At 36.0% G+C, this 16650-nt stretch carries 9 protein-coding genes; all 9 read left to right on the forward strand.

Going from position 1 to position 16650, the window contains the following annotated elements; translation table 11 throughout:
• Window positions 1-45 precede the first annotated feature (45 nt).
• A complete protein-coding gene (locus GWK10_RS06860; RefSeq protein ID WP_164030692.1) occupies window positions 46-3354 on the forward strand; it encodes a VCBS repeat-containing protein in 3309 nt (1102 codons plus the stop codon).
• Window positions 3347-6697 carry a VCBS repeat-containing protein gene (locus tag GWK10_RS06865; RefSeq protein WP_164030695.1) on the forward strand — a complete coding sequence of 1117 codons (3351 nt, stop codon included), beginning with the start codon at window positions 3347-3349 and terminating at the stop codon, window positions 6695-6697. The genes GWK10_RS06860 and GWK10_RS06865 overlap by 8 nt, the downstream gene beginning before the upstream one ends.
• The gene (locus GWK10_RS06870; RefSeq protein ID WP_164030698.1) at window positions 6690-9935 is read left to right on the forward strand and encodes a CRTAC1 family protein; all 3246 of its coding nucleotides are present in this window, start codon (window positions 6690-6692) and stop codon (window positions 9933-9935) included. The genes GWK10_RS06865 and GWK10_RS06870 overlap by 8 nt, the downstream gene beginning before the upstream one ends.
• A gap of 1 nt (window position 9936) precedes the next feature.
• A complete protein-coding gene (locus GWK10_RS06875; RefSeq protein ID WP_164030700.1) occupies window positions 9937-11274 on the forward strand; it encodes a vanadium-dependent haloperoxidase in 1338 nt (445 codons plus the stop codon).
• Window positions 11275-11290: 16 nt separating this feature from the next.
• Entirely contained in the window at window positions 11291-12196 is a 906-nt protein-coding gene (locus tag GWK10_RS06880; RefSeq protein WP_164030703.1) for a GyrI-like domain-containing protein, read from the forward strand.
• Window positions 12177-13043, forward strand: a complete 867-nt coding sequence (locus GWK10_RS06885) for a hypothetical protein (RefSeq protein ID WP_164030705.1) — start codon at window positions 12177-12179, stop codon at window positions 13041-13043. Before GWK10_RS06880 ends, GWK10_RS06885 begins: the two co-directional genes overlap by 20 nt.
• A gap of 113 nt (window positions 13044-13156) precedes the next feature.
• Window positions 13157-14437: an alginate export family protein gene (locus GWK10_RS06890; protein ID WP_164030707.1), complete on the forward strand. Its 1281-nt coding sequence runs from the start codon at window positions 13157-13159 to the stop codon at window positions 14435-14437.
• Window positions 14438-14513: 76 nt separating this feature from the next.
• Window positions 14514-15119: a cytochrome c nitrite reductase small subunit gene (gene nrfH, locus GWK10_RS06895; RefSeq protein ID WP_164030710.1), complete on the forward strand. Its 606-nt coding sequence runs from the start codon at window positions 14514-14516 to the stop codon at window positions 15117-15119.
• A 15-nt stretch (window positions 15120-15134) separates the two neighbouring features.
• Window positions 15135-16640: an ammonia-forming cytochrome c nitrite reductase gene (gene nrfA / locus GWK10_RS06900; RefSeq protein ID WP_164030712.1), complete on the forward strand. Its 1506-nt coding sequence runs from the start codon at window positions 15135-15137 to the stop codon at window positions 16638-16640.
• Window positions 16641-16650 lie beyond the last annotated feature (10 nt).

A 16650-nucleotide genomic window follows, 5' to 3' on the forward strand; every position in this document is an offset into this window, starting at 1 on the left:
TCTTCTAACAAGTTTATATATATTGCGTCCTTATCGTCATCTTTAATGAAAAGGATTTTAGGACTATTATTTACTTTTTCCTTTCTATTTTTTTCGTGTAAAAAAAGTAGCAACGCCCTTTTCCAAAAAGTCAGTTATTCACACTCAAAAATCGACTTTAAGAACGATTTGAATCCAACTCCAGAGCTTAACATCCTAACCTACCTTTACTACTATAATGGTGCTGGAGTAGCAGCAGCCGATTTTAACAATGACTCCTTTATTGATCTTTTTTTTACTTCTAATGAAGGAGAAGATAAACTGTACATCAATCAAGGTAACCTCAAATTTATTGATGTAACGAAAACGGCCAAAATTAAAAATTTTAACAGCTGGTCGACGGGAGTTACTTATACCGATATAAATCAAGATGGACTAGTTGACATTTATATCTGTAAAGCAAGCAACTACCGATCATTATCTGGACAAAATTTATTATATGTCAATCAAGGTATTGACGACAATGGTATTCCTACTTTTAAAGAAGATGCTGCCAGTTTTGGACTTGATTTTTCTGGTCTTTCTACGCAGGCAGCTTTTTTTGACTATGACCTTGATGGCGACCTTGATCTATTTTTAATGAATCACTCGGTTCATCCAAATCGCGCATATGGTAAAGGATCGCAACGGGAAAAATTAGATGCTCGCTCTGGAGATCGTTTGTATCAAAATAATAATGGCCTTTTTGTAGATGTCTCTGCAAATGCTGGAATTTTTCAAGGAAAGGTTGGCTATGGCCTTGGGTTGGCGATAAGCGATATCAATAGTGACGGATATCCCGATATTTATGTAGGTAATGATTTTTATGAAAACGACTACTTATATATCAATAATCAAGACGGAACTTTCGAAGAAATCATCTCCAAAGACGAAAATAGTATAGCCCACACTTCTCATTTCTCAATGGGTAATGATATAGCAGATATAAATAATGATGGTCTAGTAGATGTAGTATCATTGGATATGCTACCAGAAAATTTAGAAACCTACAAAGCCTCTGGGTTAGAATTCCCTTACCCAACCTATACTAATTACCTCAAGAATGGATATGCGCCGCAATTCATGCAAAATACCTTACAACTAAACCTAGGAAACAATACATTTAGCGAAATTGGTAATTTATCAGGTATTTCGGCCTCGGAATGGTCTTGGGGAGCCTTAGTTGCAGACTATGATAATGACGGTTTGAAAGATATCTTCATTGCCAATGGAATAAAAGGTGCTACGAATGACATGGATTTTGTTCGGTTCATCTCCAATGATGAGATACAAAAAGGAATTGATCAGGGAATGTCAGAGGACGACTTAGAACTAATAAAAAAAATACCCGAAAAGAAAACTTCAAATTTCTTCTTTAAAAATAACGGAGATCTTACTTTTAAAGACATCACATCAGAATGGACAAATTCAGAAAAATCATTTAGCAACGGCTGCGTTTATGCCGATCTAGATAATGATGGGGACCTTGATATTGTGGTAAACAATGTGAACGAATACCCATTCCTATTAGAAAACAAAACGGACACCTTAAAGAATTATATAAACATTCAATTCAAAGGACCAAAAGAAAATATTCTTGGAATAGGTTCTAAAGTCAAAATCTATAGTGAGGGTAAAATGCAATTTGCTGAAAATTATAGTAGTCGCGGTTATCTCTCTGCGGTTCCATCCCGACTTCATTTTGGATTGAATACCGCAACCAAAGTAGATTCACTTATTGTTAATTGGTCAACTGGAAAACAACAAAAATTGGTCAATGTAAAACCAAACCACTCTATTATTTTAGATATAAAAAATGCTCATGATCATTTGAGACAAATCGATAGTTCTACGAATTTTATTTTCAAGAAGACAGAAGACCTAATTGACTTTAAGCATAAAGATCAAACGTCATTAGAATTTAATTACAATCCGCTAATTCCATATGCGAGTACAAATGAAGGGCCTTCAATTACAGTTACTGACGTCAATAATGACAAAAAAGATGATCTTCTTGTAGGTGGAGCGAAGGCACAAGCCTCTTCCCTGTTTATTCAAAAAGATGATGGCACTTTTGAGCAGATACAATCAGGCACTTTTCAAGAGGACGCGATTAATGAAGATACATCTCAAGTATTTTTTGATGCAAATGGTGATGAATGGGTTGATCTATTAATAGTAAGTGGTGGAAACGAATTCATAAATGGAAAGGCATTAAAACCTCGCATTTATTTAAATAACAAAGGTGTTTTTGAAAAGGATATCACTCAATTCCAAAATATAGAAATAAATGCCTCAAAGGCCGTCGCAGTAGATTTTGATAAAGATGGCGATATGGATATTGCCATTAGCTCCGATCTAGTCCCGCGTGAATTCGGACAAACCCCAAAACAATATCTTTTTATAAATAAAGGGAATGGGGTTTTTGAAGACGTCACCAATACTATTGCTCCGGAATTTTCATGGTTGGGAAATGTAAAAGATATGGTTTGGAAAGATATCGACAATAACGGATTTCTAGATTTAATTGCTGTCGGTCATTGGATGCCAATATCTATATTTTTAAATGACGGAAAGAAGCTAAAATTGCAGTCCAATAAAAGTCTTGAAAATACAAATGGGCTATGGAATAGCGCTCAAGTTCATGATTTTGATAAGGATGGTGACCTAGATATTGTTGCTGGTAACTTCGGAGAAAACAGCAAGCTCAAGGCTTCTCAAGAATATCCCCTAACCTTGTATCGCAACGATTTTGACAATAATGAATCAACTGAAACCTTGATAACATATTTTTACAAAGGACAGGAAACAACTTTAGCTTCTAAGGACGAATTGGTTCAACAATTACCGCAACTAAACAAGGAATTTTTATCATATAACAAATTTGCAAAAGCTTCTTTAGATGATTTATTTACTTCAAAAAAACTGAAAGAAGCAGAAAAAAAATACTGTTATACATTATCATCGACCTACTACGAAAATGACGGGAATGGCAATTTTACTCCAAAAATATTGCCCAAATTGGCTCAGTTATCGACGGTTAATGACGTTGCGATTTCCGATTTTAATAAAGATGGCTATAATGACCTATTTTTCGTTGGCAATAACCTAGAAATTAGCACCCAATTGGGTAGGATGGATGCATCGCATGGACTACTTTTACAAAATGATAGAAACGGCTATTTCAACACCAATATACCCCAAAATCCTATCGTAAACGGTCCTGCTAGAAACATTCAACAAATAGTAGTAAATGGTGAAGAACATTTTGTGGTCACCATTAATAATGGCAAACCAATTTTCTTAAAAAAAGTTACCAATACTAATAATGATTAAGCGTTTAATTTTACTTTTTTCCATTTTTATTTGGTGTTTTTCTTGCGACGAGAAGAATGAAAAACAACTAAATAGCACTTCAGACACAACCACACTATTTGATTTATTGCCTGCTTCTCAAACAGGCGTCGATTTTGTCAATGAAGTAGCCAACCAAAAGAATTTCAATATTTTTAAATACCGCAACTTTTATAATGGCGGTGGTGTTGCCATAGGTGACATCAATAATGACGGACTAGTAGATATTTATATGACCGCCAATATGGGCGCAAATAAATTATATCTAAACAAAGGTGATTTTAAATTTGAAGATATCTCCAAATCTGCGGGTGTCGAAGGCAATAAACCTTGGTCTACAGGGGTAAATATGGTCGACGTTAATCAAGATGGTTTACTGGATATTTACGTCAGCAATGCAGGGAATTTAGAAGGAAACAACCATGACAATGATTTATATATCAATAATGGTGATCTAACCTTTACCGAAAAAGCAAATGAATACAATTTGGCAAAAACTGGTTTTTCAACACATGCTTCATTCTTCGACTACGACAAAGACGGCGACCTAGACGCCTACATTTTAAATAATAGTAACATTCCTGTTAGTAGCTTAGGCTATGCAGAACAGCGAAGTGTAAGAGCTCAAGATTGGGAAGGTGTCCCATTTATTTTCAGAGGAGTTGGTGATATGTTATTGCGTAATGATAACGGAAAATTTATAGATGTAAGTGAAGAAGCTGGAATTTACGGTAGTCTTATTGGTTTTGGTTTAGGTGTTGTTGTAACCGATATCAATCAAGATTTGTACCCAGATATATACGTGTCTAACGATTTTTATGAGCGTGATTACCTTTATATCAATAATCAAGACGGTACGTTTAGAGAAGAAATAAAAGAATGGACCTCTCACCTATCGCTATCAGCTATGGGAATTGACATGGCCGATATTAACAATGACGGTTTTGCGGAAATTTTTATCACCGATATGCTTCCTGAAGCTGATCAGCGGGTAAAATCGGTAATGGAATTTGAAGGCTATAATGTGTTTAAATTAAAACAAAGTAAAGACTTCTATCAGCAGTATATTCAAAATACGCTACAGCTCAATAATGGTAATGGGTCGTTTTCTGAAATAGCATACTATAGTGGCGTTGATGCAACCGATTGGAGCTGGGCTGGATTACTATTTGATATGGATAATGATGGCCTTCGTGATATATATATTACAAACGGTATCAATCACGATCTAACGGACCTCGATTTTGTTGATTTTTTTGCCAATGAGATCATCCAAAAAATGGCACTTACCGGGCGTAAGGAATCTATTGATTCTATCATTAATAAAATGCCTATTAGACCACAACCTAATTATGCATACCGCAATAATGGTGACATAACTTTTTCAAATGCAAATAAAGATTGGGGATTTGAATTGGCGAGTATGTCTAATGGAGCTGCTTACGGTGATCTCGATAATGATGGTGATTTAGATGTCGTTGTGAACAATGTGAACATGCCGGCATTTGTATATGAGAATCAAACTGATAGTTTAAGAAACCACAATTACATCAAATTAAAGTTCGAAGGCGATGATCAAAATAAGTTTGCCATTGGTACCACTGTCAAATTATACTACCAAGACAAAATCGTTTTCCAAGAATTAATGCCATTTCGGGGCTTTCAATCTTCTATGGATTATGACATGACCATTGGGCTAGGCGAAACAGCCAAAATTGATTCGGTAAGAGTCATTTGGCCTAATGATATGACTCAACTATTAACCGATGTTAATCCAAATCAAACAATAACTTTAAAAAACAAAGAAGCTACAAATACATATCAAATTCCAGTTCCTAGAAAGAAAAAACCGTTTTTAAAAGAGGTAGAATCTAGCAAACTTATCGCACACAAAGAAAACAATTACAATGATTTTAATAACGAGGGGCTTATATATAATCTAGTATCACAAGAAGGGCCTGCGATGGCGGCTGCCGATGTAAATGGTGATGGACATGAGGATATGTTTATTGGTGGTGCAAAGGGGCAAGTTGCTCAGCTATATTTACATCAAGGAAATGGGAAATTTAATATCAAAGAGCAAGCTGTTTTTCAATCTATTGACAAGGAATATGAAGATACGGCTGCAACCTTTGTTGATGTAGATGGTGACAGTGATCAAGATTTGATTGTCGGAAGCGGTGGAAATCAACTTGGCGAAGAAATAGCATATCGAGCAAGAATATATCTTAATGATGGAAAAGGCAACTTTAGTAAGTCTCCATTTACCATGCCATCAACCTTTAAAAATATTTCCGTAATCACTACTAATGACTTTGACAATGATGGTGATCAAGATCTGTTTATCGGATCAAGAAACACCGTTGGGACATTTGGTGTTAGTCCGAATCATCTGTTGCTTCAAAATAATGGCGATGGTACTTTTGTTGATGTTACCCAAAGATTGGCTTACGACCTTAAAACAGCTGGAATGGTTACTAATGCCATTTGGGAAGATATGGATGAGGACGGAAAAAAAGATCTTATTACAGTTTCTGACTGGGGAGTTGCAACGATTTACAAAAACAACGGACGGCGTCTAAGCAAATTAAACAGTGATTTAGACAGTCTAAGTGGCTGGTGGGGAGCGGTTGAAGCAGCAGATCTCGATAATGATGGGGATAAAGATTTGATTCTAGGTAATCAAGGTATGAATCTCCATTATGCTCCAAAAGAAGGGCAGTCTATGAAAATGTGGATAAACGATTTTGACAACAATGGTACTGTTGAGCAGATTGTTACCATGCAAAAAGATGGTAAAGATTATCCAATTCATCAAAAAAAGGAATTGACAGAACAGATAGTATCATTAAAAAAACAAAACCTAAAGGCATCGGAATACGCGAAAAAAACGATTGACGAACTTTTCCCAGAGGAAGTGTTTAAAAAGTCGATCATGAAGGAAGTAAAAACTGGAGAATCTGTTATTGCTATTAACGAAGGTGGTGGCAAATTTACTTTCAAGAAGCTACCGCCAAGAGTTCAGCTTTCCTGTATTTGCGACATAAGCTGTATCGATGTAAATAAGGACGGAAATCTCGATCTAGTAATGGGAGGTAATGATTTTGAGTTTAAACCGCAATACTCCAGGTTAGATGCAAGTTACGGTCATGTATTATTAGGTGATGGAAAGCTCAACTTTAAGTGGCAAGATTATAACACAAGTGGTTTCTTCGTGAAAAATGAACTGAAACATTTAAAGCAGCTTAAGGACAAGTCAGGTAAGACATTTTTAGTTGCCGCCATCAATAATGATAAACCTAAGGTTTTTGCCATCAATGAATAAACTGGTTCTCATCATTGTTCTTTCGATAATTCTTGTGGGCTGTGATTCTTCAAGTAATCGACTTTTTTCAAATCCTAGCGCAAAAGAAACAGGGATTCAGTTCGTCAACACATTGACCGACACTGATGAAATGAACATACTTGATTATTTATACTATTACAATGGCGGTGGTGTCGCCATCGGAGATATAAATAACGATAGTCTTCCAGACATTTTCTTCTCTGGGAATCAAGTTAAAAATCAACTATATCTCAACAAGGGAAATCTATCTTTTGAAAACATTTCTGAAAAGGCAGGAATTGAAGGAAATAGCACCTGGAATACAGGGGCTATTATGGGTGATGTCAATGGAGATGGACTTCTAGATATTTATGTTTGCGCTGTTGTAGGCGTTAACGGATTCGATGGCTATAACGAATTATACATAAATAATGGTGATGCGACTTTCACCGAAAGTGCAGCAAAATATGGGCTTGATTTTGATTCTTATAGCTCATCTGCAGCATTTCTAGACTACGATCTTGACGGAGATTTAGATATTTACCTTCTAAACCACGCCATTCATACTCAGGAATCATATGGTAAGGCCAATTTAAGATTCAAAAGATCTTATGAAACCGGAGACAAACTTTTACAAAACGACAACGGTAAATTCATAGATGTAAGCGAAAAAGCTGGAATTTATGGTGGAATTAACGGTTATGGATTGGGGGTAGCAATATCGGACTTCAATGATGACGGTTTTCCAGATATTTATGTCGGCAATGATTTTCATGAAGATGATTATTATTATTTGAACAATGGTGACGGCACCTTTAAAGAAAGTGTCAAAGATCATTTTGGTCATATTACCCGATTCTCTATGGGTAGCGATGTCGCCGATATAAATCATGATGGGTTGCCCGACATTATCTCATTAGATATGCTACCAGAAGATGAAAAAGCACTGAAATCTACAGAAGGTGATGACAACATACAAACGCAAAAATTGCGTATTGAGCGATATGGTTACCATTATCAGTTTACCAGAAACATGCTTCAAATAAACCAACCTGATGGCAATTTTATAGAAACTGCGTTGTTGAGCGGCATAGCTGCAACCGACTGGAGTTGGAGTGCGCTTTTTGGTGATTACAATCAAGACGGAGAACAAGATCTGTTTATTTCCAACGGGATTCCCAAACGCCCAAACGATCTCGATTTTATCAATTTCGTTTCGAATGATCAAATTCAACAGAAAATCAATAATACTAAATTAGTAGACGATCAAGCGATTAATATGATTCCTTCAGGAGCCGTTTCCAATTATGTGTTCTCTGGAACCCCTGATCTTCGTTTTAAAGATGAATCACAAAAATGGATAACAAATGACACCTTAGTATCTGGTGCCACAGCTTATGGCGATTTAGATAACGATGGTGACTTAGACATCATTACTAACAATATCGATGCTGCTCCAACAATTTACATCAATAATACTAATGAAAAAGCCAATTATCTAAAACTATCGTTTAACTATAAAAGTGAAAACTGGTTTGGTATTGGCACCAAGATTTATTCATATCATAAAGGTGTTCTACAATATAAGGAGTTATATCCTGTAAGGGGATTTCAAGCTAGCTCAGAGCCTATTATCCATTTTGGATATGGAAATACAACCATAGTTGACTCTATTAAAGTTGTTTGGCCAGATCGCACGTTTCAGTTAATGCATAATGTGGAAACGAATCAGTCTTTAAAAATAGAACTTGCTAATACACAACCAGTGTCGCCAAAAAATATCAATAAGACTATTTTTAATAAGGTCACTGGTAATTTGGGCATCAATTTTAAGCATAAGGAAGATAACTATACCGATTTTAATAGACAGAAATTAATTCCATTTCAATTTTCGGATCGCGGTCCTGCTTTGGCTATTGGAGATATCAATGATGATGGTAAAGATGATATTTTCTTTGGCGGCTCTAAATTTAATAGTGCAACCGTTTTTGCTGAAAGAGATTCAGTTTATACCAAAACTAAGATTCCACAAATTCTTAAAGATTCGATTAACGAAGAGGTAGCAGCAATCATTAAAGATTTTGATGGCGATGGTAAAAACGATCTTGTTATTGGTACTGGTGGTGGTGATTTCTTCGGAGAAGCCAAACCACTACTTGATTCTTATTTCAGAAAAAACAGCGGGTCTTTCAAACGCTCAGATTTACCTGAAATGTTCGAAAATGCTTCTGTTATTTCAGCTGCCGATTTTGACAATGATGGAGATGATGATTTATTCATTGGTAATCAAATGGTGACTACAGATTATGGTAAAATTCCAAATTCTTATTTACTAAAAAACAACAATGGTAATTTTGAGATTATAGAAAATACCGAGCTCCAAAATGCCGGTATGATCACGGATGCTATCTGGGATGATTTTAATAATGATGGATCTAAAGATCTTATTCTTGTAGGAGAATGGATGCAACCCAAGTTCTTCGCTAACATAAATGGGGAATTAGCGGAAGTGAAAATGCTCGATGAGCTCATCGGTTTATGGCAATGTATTTCTCCCTTTGATATTGATGAGGATGGGGACACAGATTATGTGCTGGGTAATTTTGGACTAAATACTAAATTCAAAGCTTCTGAAAAACATCCTTTAAAAATGTATTACGGTGATTTTGATGCCAACGGAAGCACCGAAACGATCGTTGCTGTAGAAAAAGATGGATCATATTACACCCTAGCCACATTAGACGACCTTGCATCTCAAATGGTAAGCTTGAAAAAGAAGTTTACTAGTTACCAAAAATTCGCTGGAAGTACAGTTGAGGAAATTATTGATTCTAAACAGCTTAAAAATGCGAAAACCTTTAAAGTAACCGAACTGAAGTCTGGTTATTTAAAAAATGAAAAAGGGAGTTTTGTTTTTGTTCCTTTTGAACAAGAATTGCAACTAGCTCCTATTACTTCATTTGTAAAATATGATTTTGATAATGATCAAAAAGAAGAATTGCTAATCGCCGGAAATTATTTTGGAGTAAAGCCATATCACGGTCGCTTTAACGCATTTCCTGGAGCCTTGATAAATAATGAAAATGATATTATTTTAGGCAACCGAATTGGATTGGATTTTCTAAACAAATCCGCCCGACATTTAAACATTCTTCATTTGAATAAAAAGCCATATTTGATGGCTACTTTTAATAATGATAGTGTACAAGTATATTCATTTAAAACAAAAATTAAATAGCATGAACCACCTTTTTAAAATATGTGTATTGATGGTGTTGGTAGTAGCTTCATGTAAACCCAAAGAAGTAAAACCAATCAATGTAAATCCCGAAGAGCTTCATAACGCAATTGATAAAATGACCGAGATTATGATTCACGATATATTCTCACCACCAGTAGCTAGCAGAATTTATGCGTATCCTAATATTGCTGCCTATGAAATAATTGCATTAAAAGATGACCAATATACTTCTCTTGCTGGTCAAGTACGTTCGCTTACTGCCATTCCTGTACCAAAAGAAACTAAGGCCATAAATTATGAGTTAGCGGCCATTGTAGCGCATCTTGACATAAGTAGAAGGCTTATCTTCTCCGAAGACAAGCTAACAGTATATCGCGATAGTTTATATGAAAAGTGGGAAAAAACTAATCGGGATGAATTTATAAAATCTAAAGATTACGGCTTAGAAGTAGCCCAGCATATTGCCGACTGGTTTGACAAAGATAATTACAAGCAAACACGTACGATGCCAAAGTTCTCTATTGATGCTGAAGATGCTTCTAGATGGCAGCCAACTCCACCGGCATATATGGATGGGATAGAGCCGCATTGGAACAAAATTAGGCCCTTCATAATCGATTCCGCGGCACAATTTAAACCAACTCCACCACCTCCATTCTCGATGGAAAAGAATTCTACTTTCTATAAAGAGGTAAAAGAAGTGTATGATATTAGTGAGCAAATCACAGAAAAAGGAGATACATCAGAAGAAATTCAAATAGCACAATTTTGGGATTGTAATCCTTATGTTTCAGTTACGCGTGGGCATTTAATGTTTGCTACCAAAAAAATAACTCCTGGAGCACATTGGATAGGTATAGCTAAAATCGCTGCCAAGAATAGTAATTCTGATTTCGCTAAAACTGCGTATACTTATACGAAAACATCGATAGCCATTGCAGATGCATTTATTAGTTGTTGGGATGAAAAATACCGAAGCAATCTAATTAGACCAGAGACATTGATTAATGAGCATATTGATGACAGCTGGCAGCCTATTTTGCAAACACCTCCTTTTCCAGAATACACCAGTGGACATAGTGTCGTTTCAGGTGCAGCCTCTACGGCATTAACATCAATCTATGGTGATAATTTTGCCTTTGCTGATGATACTGAACTACCGTACGGGCTTCCAATCAGAAATTTCAAATCGTTTAAAGCTGCTGCCGATGAGGCCGCCATTAGCCGTATGTATGGAGGCATTCATTATAGAGCTGCCGTAGAAGTTGGTGTAAAACAAGGTCGTGATCTAGGCGATTTTGTTGTGCAGCATTTAAATATGTACAACCCTAAATAATAAGCTGTTTTCATTGATGAAAAAGAGAATTATCGCACTTATCTCATTTACGATAGTTGGTTTCTTAGTTTGGTATCTGTTTATTAAGCCCTATGATTTCTTAGGAAGTATTAAAGTAAAAACATTTCCGGGTGCTATTAATCAAACACTTAAGGTTTGGAGCAATAGTTTAGAAAATTCAAGGGTGGAATTTGATTCGGATTTAGTGAATCTAACACAGCACCTTTCTATTTCAGATTCAAGTTATATCTATAAATGGAAAATTACTCCATTGACAGATAGTACCTCAACTATTAAAGTATATGTAACTGACAAGAGCAACAGTTTAATAAATAGAATTACAACGCCTTTCAGTGAAACAGCATTTGAAAAAACCACAAAGCGGACAATTTTAGATTTCAACAAAGCGTTAACTAGTCATATAGAAGGTTTTAAAGTTTCAGTTGATGGTAATGATACGTTTAAATCAAGATACTGTGCCTATGTTTCCTTAAAAATGAAACAATCTGATAAGGCCTTTGGGATGATGAATAATTATTCGTTCTTAAACTCCGTTTTAATTGCTAACGGCATCGAGTTAAAAGGCCTTCCCTTTGTAGAAGTCACAAAATGGGATATGACAAATGACAGTATTCATTACAATTTCTGTTACCCTATTATAAAACCTGACTCCTTACCTAAACTCAATAATATTCGGTTTAAGAAAGTTGAAGGTTTTAAAGCAATAAAAGCCTCATACAACGGCAACTATTTATCATCAGACCGAGCATGGTACGCATTGCGTACATATGCTAGAAAAAACAAAATTAGTATTAAAAATAGTCCTATTGAGGTCTTTCATAATAATCCGAGTACTGGTGGGAACGAACTAAGTTGGCTAGCTGAAATATATATGCCTCTTGATGAAAAATCTGATAACTAACTTATTGTCATGTCTAACGTTTGTAGGCTGTACTCAAGACTACGGCCAACTTAAGTACATCACTAAACTACCAGATGTACTTGAGGAAAATTCAGGCATTTCAAAAATCTCAGAAAATGGATTATTCTGGTTCGTAAACGATTCTGGAAATAAAGATCATTTATATGGTGTAAATGAAAAAGGTCAGCTCATTAGGGACATAAAAATTAAAGGTGCTAAAAATAAAGATTGGGAAGACCTAACCAAAGATGAGGAAGGAAACATCTATATAGGGGATTTTGGTAATAATACAAACAAAAGAAAAACACTCAGCATTTATAAGATACCCAATCCAGAATTGAGCGAAAATGATGAATTAAAGTCTGAAAAAATTGAGTTTAGTTTTCCTGAACAACTGAACTATCCTCCAAAAGATAAAAAATTGCTTTTTGATGTAGAAGCTTTTTTTTACTTGGACAATAACCTTTATCTCTTTACCCGAAATCGATCCTCGAAAAAGCACTTTGATGGTACATTTTTAGTTTATAAAGTACCTGCAGAATCTGGAAAACACAAAGCAACTTTATTAGCGAAGCTTAAAACTTGTGAGCAATCAAAAGAGTGTCAAATTACGTCAGCAGCTATTAACCCAACTACCAAAAAGGTTGTTTTATTAGGTTACGACCGATTATGGACGATTGACAATTTTAATGAAAAAACAATCGCATCGGCTACACTTAATAACATTCCATTGGGACATCGCTCACAAAAAGAATCCGTTTGTTTTTTGGACGATACTACTATTTTAATTTCTGATGAGTTATATCAACTCTCAGGTCAAAATTTGTACTCCTTTATGCTTAAGTAATATTGAAAATTACTTAACTACTTCATTTTGAATTCTTTTTAAGAAGAATGACAAATGTCATCCTATTCCATATTTTTATGAAGTTATTTTGATGTCTTAAAATAATCATAAAAATGAAAACTCAACTACAACTAGTTTTATGTTTGTTATTTGCTCTATCTTCTATTAATTGCTTTGCTCAACTTAAGATTGATGCAGATATCAGGCCTCGATTCGAATATCGTCACGGATTTGGAAATCTATTTCCGGATAATGCAGAACCGGCGGCATTTGTTACACAGCGCACACGCCTTAACATTAAATACGGATTAGAAAATCTGTCGTTGATGGTTGCAGTACAAGACGTAAGTACTTGGGGCGACACTAGACAGATTCTGCCGGTCGATGGTAATGATTCGTTTTCTCTATTTCAAGCATGGGCAGAACTAAAATTAGATGAATTTTGGTCGACTAAATTAGGTCGTCAAATAATCTCTTATGACGATCAGCGTATTTTTGGTGGACTCGATTGGGCCATGCAAGGTCGCTTTCATGATGCAGCTTTAATTAAATATGAAAAAGATAAGTTTAAAGCTCATTTTGGTTTCGCGTTTAGCCAGCAAACTGCAGGACAAACTGAAGGCACCGGGTTTGATATCACAGGTTTCTTTACCTACAAAGCAATGCAATATGCTTACTTGAAAAAACAATGGGAAAAATCATCAGCTAGCTTCTTATTCCTGAATACAGGATTCCAGAAATTTACAGGTATAAACGATGATATTCCAGATGGCACATTTTATAGACATACTGCCGGCGGTTTCTACTCGTTTCCAATAGGTTCTATAAAAATGAATGGATTCGCCTATTATCAATTCGGCAAAGCAAACGCAAATACAGATTTGAGTTCCTATGATGTTTCTTTAGAGGCAATCTACAAACCTCAGAAAACTGTATTCGGACTCGGGTTTGAACTACTTAGCGGTACTGATCAGGGAAGTACTGGCGATAACAAATCATTCTTCCCGTTATATGGTACTAATCATAAATTCAACGGTTTTATGGATTACTTCTATGTAGGAAATCATGCCAACAACGTTGGCCTGAATGACATATACGCAAAAGCTGTTTTCAAAACAGGGGAGCGATCAACTTTACTGGTAAAAGGCCATTATTTTTTAGCAAATGCTGAATTAGCAAACAATGCTAATAGTTATTTGGGTACTGAAATTGATATTGTATTCACCCAAAAAGAACTAATCAAAAATGTGGTGCTTAATTTAGGGTATTCTCATATGTTCGCAGGAGATAGTATGAGTTTAATAAAAGGTGGACGTCCTAATAACAATACAAATAATTGGGCATGGGCGCGGTTGTTAATTAGACCAACACTATTCACTTCGACAAGTAACTAATAAACCATTTTTTAATAGCAATGGTCTTGGCATTTTTTAGTAAATTGAAGAATCTAACCACCTCATAAGCAGCAATATGGATTTAAAAGATCGTTTTCTACCTAAAAAGGGGTCAAATTGGAGGTCAATAGCAGTATTGATGCTAGGTGCGTTTTTAGGATTAGGATTGTTTGTTGCCAAAGAAGCTGAAGTTGTTTCTTATTTGTCAGATGACCCTCAAGCCTGTATTAATTGTCATGTAATGACTTCAGTTTATAAAAGCTGGTCTAATAGTTCCCACCACAAAGTTGCTAGTTGTAACGATTGTCATGTCCCACAAGATAATGTAGCTAAAAAGTATTACTTCAAAGCTAAAGATGGATTATACCATGCTTCGGTTTTTACAGCTCGCAATGAACCACAGGTAATTCGTATTAAAGAAGATTCAGAAGCGGTGGTACAACAGAATTGTATTCGTTGTCATGTTGGTCAAGTAACTGACAGCAAGCTGACCACTTACCTTGATGATCATATAGATAATCGTACTAAAAGAACATGTTGGTCATGTCATCAGAATGTGCCTCACGGAGACGTACATGGAAGTAGTTCAATAACATATCATATTGCACCTAAGCCCACTGATGAATTAGATGAAAAAACCAAAATTCCTGAATGGCTGAAAGAGGCGGTACAGGAGAAATAAAATATATTTTAGCTTATGAAAAATTGGGTATTATTAGTAATTACAATCGTAGTTGTTTTTTGTTTAGGCCTTTTAGCCTCTAGCGTCGTCAACAGGAAATCTGAAGCGCAATTTGCCTATACTCCGGAATTTAATATTTCTGAAAATGAACCTAGAAATGAGGTTTGGGGTAAAACTTTCCCTAAAGAGTATCAATCATTTCTGCAAACTACTGATACTTCTTTCGCGTCCTATCAAGGTGGATCAAAAATGCGAGATGTATTAGAAGAAGATCCACGATTAGTTATGTTATTTGCTGGCTATGGTTTTGCAAAAGACTACAACCAAGGTAGAGGTCATCAATATGCTATTGAAGATTTACATAATTCCCTACGAACAGGAGCCCCTACTGGACCAGATGATGGCCCAATGCCTTCCACCTGTTGGACCTGTAAAAGCCCTGATGTACCACGTTTAATGAATGAAAAAGGAATAGCGGAGTTCTATTCTGGTAAATGGTCATCTAAAGGAGAGGAAGTTGTTAATGCCATTGGCTGCGCTGATTGCCATAATCCTAAAGACATGGGGCTACGTATTTCGAGACCGGCACTAGTCGAAGCGTTTCAAGCGATGGGAAAAGACATTGAAAAGGCCACTCATAATGAAATGCGTTCTCTTGTTTGTGCTCAGTGTCATGTCGAGTATTATTTTGACAAGAAAAAACCAGGAGTAGAAGGAGTACCTTACCTTACTTTCCCTTGGAAGGATGGAATGACCGTAGAGGCCATGGAAAAATATTACGACGATCTTAATTTCAAGGATTGGACTCATTCGATAAGTAAAGCACCTATGCTTAAAGCGCAACACCCAGGTTATGAAATTTTCATGACAGGTATTCATGCTGAACGTGGTGTTTCATGTTCTGACTGTCATATGCCCTACCGAACTGAGGGTGGAGTCAAATTCACAGATCACCATGTTAAATCTCCTTTAAGTAATGTTGCCAATTCGTGTCAAGTTTGTCATCGTGAAGAAGCTACCGAATTAATTACCAACGTTTATGACCGTCAACAAAAAGCTGCTGAGAATAGATTGAAATTGGAAGATGCTCTAGTAAGAGCACACCTTGAAGCCGGTAAGGCTTGGGAATTAGGCGCTACTGAAGAACAAATGAAAGATATCTTACAAGACATCAGACACGCGCAATGGCGATGGGATTATGCATCGGCGGCTCACGGTGGTTCGTTTCACTCACCAGTAGAAACAGCACGAGTTTTAGGTAGTGGCACAAATAAAGTTCAAGATGCTAGATTGAAACTGGCTAGATTGCTGGCTTCTTTAGGATTTAATGAAGAACTTCCTCTGCCCGATATTGACACAAAAGAAAAAGCCCAAAAATTTATTGGCCTTGACATTGAAAAAATGGAGGCTGATAAAGAACGTTTTACTAAAAGCCTTGTTCCCGAATGGTTGGAAAAAGCCAAAAAACGAGAGGCTGCCTACGACACCGATAAGGTTAGTTTGACTCAAGATAAAAAATAGTGATACTTAT

It is taken from the genome of Spongiivirga citrea (assembly GCF_010671565.1).
Lineage (GTDB): Bacteria > Bacteroidota > Bacteroidia > Flavobacteriales > Flavobacteriaceae > Spongiivirga > Spongiivirga citrea.

Bases quoted from the DNA above. Each gene is read 5' to 3' on its own strand.
- GWK10_RS06875 (WP_164030700.1), top strand. From the start codon at position 9,937: ATGAACCACCTTTTTAAAATATGTGTATTGATGGTGTTGGTAGTAGCT.
- GWK10_RS06865 (WP_164030695.1), top strand. From the start codon at position 3,347: ATGATTAAGCGTTTAATTTTACTTTTTTCCATTTTTATTTGGTGTTTT.
- GWK10_RS06870 (WP_164030698.1), top strand. From the start codon at position 6,690: ATGAATAAACTGGTTCTCATCATTGTTCTTTCGATAATTCTTGTGGGC.
- nrfH (WP_164030710.1), top strand. From the start codon at position 14,514: ATGGATTTAAAAGATCGTTTTCTACCTAAAAAGGGGTCAAATTGGAGG.
- GWK10_RS06890 (WP_164030707.1), top strand. From the start codon at position 13,157: ATGAAAACTCAACTACAACTAGTTTTATGTTTGTTATTTGCTCTATCT.
- GWK10_RS06860 (WP_164030692.1), top strand. From the start codon at position 46: ATGAAAAGGATTTTAGGACTATTATTTACTTTTTCCTTTCTATTTTTT.
- GWK10_RS06880 (WP_164030703.1), top strand. From the start codon at position 11,291: ATGAAAAAGAGAATTATCGCACTTATCTCATTTACGATAGTTGGTTTC.
- nrfA (WP_164030712.1), top strand. From the start codon at position 15,135: ATGAAAAATTGGGTATTATTAGTAATTACAATCGTAGTTGTTTTTTGT.
- GWK10_RS06885 (WP_164030705.1), top strand. From the start codon at position 12,177: ATGAAAAATCTGATAACTAACTTATTGTCATGTCTAACGTTTGTAGGC.